Below are 3,259 nucleotides of genomic sequence, written 5' to 3'. Positions count from 1 at the left end.
AGAATATTGATTCAATAAAAAAACATCTATCTTTATCTCCCCATATAAAATTACGTTGATATTCCAGTGGAATATAAAACTCGTCCGCTTCGTATTGCTCTACCAAATACTTAATTACATAATCCCTTGTATCAAACTTGATATCCTGCTTTTTCTCACTAATCTGCTTTGCAGATACACTAACTTCTTGTTCCGTTTTTTCCTGCATTTGTTTTTCCATACTTGCCTCCATCTATCTTTGGCCTACCACCTCTAAATGTCTTTGAATGCTTATGCCAATTGCTCTTCCTAATTCTACTGGAACCGCATTGCCAATATGCGTTCCAAGTTCTCGTTTTTGAGCAGGGTGTTCGTCATCAACAAAAATATAATCATTTGGAAATGACTGTAAAATAGCACCCTCACGCAAGGAAATTGCTCTATCCTGCTCTGGATGTCCAAATCTACCATTTCCATAACCGTAAAATTGCGTAGTAATCGTTGGAGAGGGTTTATCCCATTCCATCCGGCCGTAAACAGAAGGGAATGTATGTCCCGATGTTTTCTTATGGCACTTTAATTTCAAATCGTCATCCCAATCTCTCCACGATCCTCCTGGAACAGACTGCTGAATTCTTCTAATGTTAATATTAGACAAAGCACTAGAACGATGAAGCAAATCTTCTTCGCAAACTTCTCCTGCAGCAATTGGCGGAAGATGTCCTATAGCATCTCTAACAGTCAAATAATTATTTTTATCATACATAGGAGGGATTAAATGAATTTCTCCCAATCTGGATGCCAACAAAACTAATCTCTTACGATGTTGTGGGACACCATAATCTGGACAATATACAACTCCATAATCAACAAAATAATCTAATTCCTCTAATGTATTTACAAAATCATTAAAAACCTCTTCATTTACTAAATTAGGTACATTTTCCATTGACACAATATCTGGTAACACTTCTCGGACTAAACGCTCAAATGAATATAACAATCTCCATTTATCATCTTTATGACCTTCTTTTCTGTATCTACTTGAATATCGGGAAAACGGTTGACATGGTGCACATCCTACCAATGCCCTAACTGTATTTTCTGGATATAATTGATTTATGGTTTGTGCCCGGATATTAGTTACATCTTCACATATAAATACTGCATTATTATTTACTTCATAAGCAAATCTACAACTTTCATCTATGTCAAAACCTGCGGTCACATCAATACCCGCCAAGGACAATCCTTTTGTCAGCCCACCTATTCCGCAAAATAAATCTATTGCCACACACGGCATCAAGATCACCTCACAATTCTTAATCTCCGGAATTGAATTCTACTAATTTTTCCCAGTCAATACTTCCATCTTCCTTGCAGAAACTGTTGGAAAATTCTCTAACCAGTCTATTCGCTGCCTTGTTGTAGCTTTCCTTATAGTCCGCTACATACTGTTCTGGCATTGTTCCCATATATCCAATAATCTTTATGTAAAATTCTTCATCGCCTGTCAATTCAGCCCAGAATCGTTTCCCTGCCAGTTCTTGATACATTTTCGGTTTTCCTCTGCCGGAATCTTTCTTTTTCCCATAACAATAACCGATATATGCTTCATATCTTGCTTTTGCCTGTTGTGCCAGCTTAGAAGCAGCTGTAAAATTCTGTTCCTGACGTTTTTTACTATCTGCATTGAATACAGAAGGACCACTCTTGACCGCTATAGCAGAAATTGTATTTGTTTCCTTGTTTTGAATCATAATGTCGATACCTTCCGCCAGTGCTTTGTTTCCGCCACTTGCAGCAATAGCAATCGGTTCAAAGAAACAGTTTCCAAAAATAGTTTCTTCACTGGAGCTTACAAATGCTGTCAAAACAGAATCCACAATTTCAGCTGCGCTCTGCATTGCTTTTGCACGATATAAATATGGATTTTTACGTTTCATTACCTTCTGTATGTTTAATCCATCTATTTTCTCGATTAATGTCCCATAAAATGTTTCCAGTGCAGATGCGATCGCTTGAATTACTGCCTGTTCATCATATGAATTATTTAACGGCATATAAATTCCCTCCCAACTCTATTGCATTTCTAATTTTGTTATGCACATTCGTACCTCTAAATCGCTTTGTTTGAACCAAAGAAGTTCTATCCGCTACAGAAAGAACTGCCTTTCCTATAGCTTCTGCCAATCCCACCGGAACAGCATTCCCTATCTGCCGATATTTTGCAGCTGTCGTTCCTGTAAATACCCAGCTATCCGGGAACTGTTGAATCCTTGCATATTCTCTTACGCTCAACGGTCTATTTTGTGTAGGATGACACATCATAGTCGCTTTCTGAACCGGAGAGGTAACTACCGTTGGAGAAGGCTGATCATACGACAACCTTCTATAAAATCCAACTTTTCCACCTCCAGATTTATATGCACCTCCCATAGCAATAGGAATCATATCTTCCGGTAAATCTCTCCAATTTCCACCTTCTGGAACCATCTTTAAGAACTTCAATCGTTCTTCACTCAATGTTGCACACTCACCCTGGTCATATTCCAAATCCTCAATCACGCTTCTAACAGTCTGCCACTGATACTCTTTATTTTGGTGCATCTGAAAGTGTGTAGGGATCGGAAGAAAAATATCTTCATTATCACGACTTCCGATTAATACGAATCTTTCCCTAAACTGTGGGACACCATAATTTACAGCATCAAGCACCCCATATACTGTTTTATATCCTAGCTTATCAAATTCTGACAAAATCACATCCAGCACTGTACCTAATCTCTGGTCAGGATCACTTTCATCCCGCTCAGACAATGGTACATGCTTTAATGGTGCAGACATAATTCCCTTTACATTTTCCATTACAAAAAATCGAGGACGAATATAGTCTATCATACGGATAAAATCCATAAATAAACTTCCCCTTGGATCATTTATGCCTAATCGTTTTCCTGCTGTGGAAAAAGGCTGGCAAGGCGGGCCACCGCAAATTAAAAACGGTTCACCTACAGATAATCCTGTCATATCTAATAGCTGTTGCGGCTGAATCTCTCTAATGTCTCCGTCCAACACCTTATGTCCATTGGCTCTCATAGTTTTTACACATGATGCGTCAAAATCCTGACCAATCACAACATTTAAACCAGCCTTACCTAATCCAATATCTAATCCCATAGCCCCGGAAAACAAAGAAATAACATCTCTATTATCAGCATACCTGCTATAACTATTCTGTTTTAAATTATTATGCATTAAGTTTTCTCTCCGTTTTCTA

The 3,259-nt window shown here is 38.2% G+C and carries 4 protein-coding genes; all 4 read right to left on the bottom strand.

Annotated features, from left to right (window positions below; genetic code table 11):
- On the bottom strand, nt 1–220 hold a 220-nt coding region (locus JQM82_RS14740; protein ID WP_235251158.1), incomplete at its 3' end, for a hypothetical protein.
- A gap of 12 nt (nt 221–232) precedes the next feature.
- Nucleotides 233–1,282 carry a DNA cytosine methyltransferase gene (locus JQM82_RS14735; protein ID WP_235251157.1) on the bottom strand — a complete coding sequence of 350 codons (1,050 nt, stop codon included), beginning with the start codon at nt 1,280–1,282 and terminating at the stop codon, nt 233–235.
- 19 nt (nt 1,283–1,301) lie between these two features.
- Entirely contained in the window at nt 1,302–2,042 is a 741-nt protein-coding gene (locus tag JQM82_RS14730) for a PmeII family type II restriction endonuclease (protein WP_235232334.1), read from the bottom strand.
- The coding region (locus tag JQM82_RS14725; RefSeq protein ID WP_328284228.1) for a DNA cytosine methyltransferase at nt 2,029–3,259 on the bottom strand (1,231 nt) is incomplete at its 5' end. The genes JQM82_RS14725 and JQM82_RS14730, both read right to left, overlap by 14 nt.

This window comes from Faecalicatena contorta (genome assembly GCF_021531995.1).
In the GTDB taxonomy this organism is placed as follows: Bacteria; Bacillota; Clostridia; order Lachnospirales; family Lachnospiraceae; genus Dorea_A; species Dorea_A contorta_A.
This window is presented reverse-complemented; position numbering and strand designations above follow the sequence as displayed.

Excerpts from the sequence above, each read along its gene's own strand:
- JQM82_RS14735 (WP_235251157.1), bottom strand. The coding sequence starts at position 1,282 with ATGCCGTGTGTGGCAATAGATTTATTTTGCGGAATAGGTGGGCTGACA.
- JQM82_RS14730 (WP_235232334.1), bottom strand. The coding sequence starts at position 2,042 with ATGCCGTTAAATAATTCATATGATGAACAGGCAGTAATTCAAGCGATC.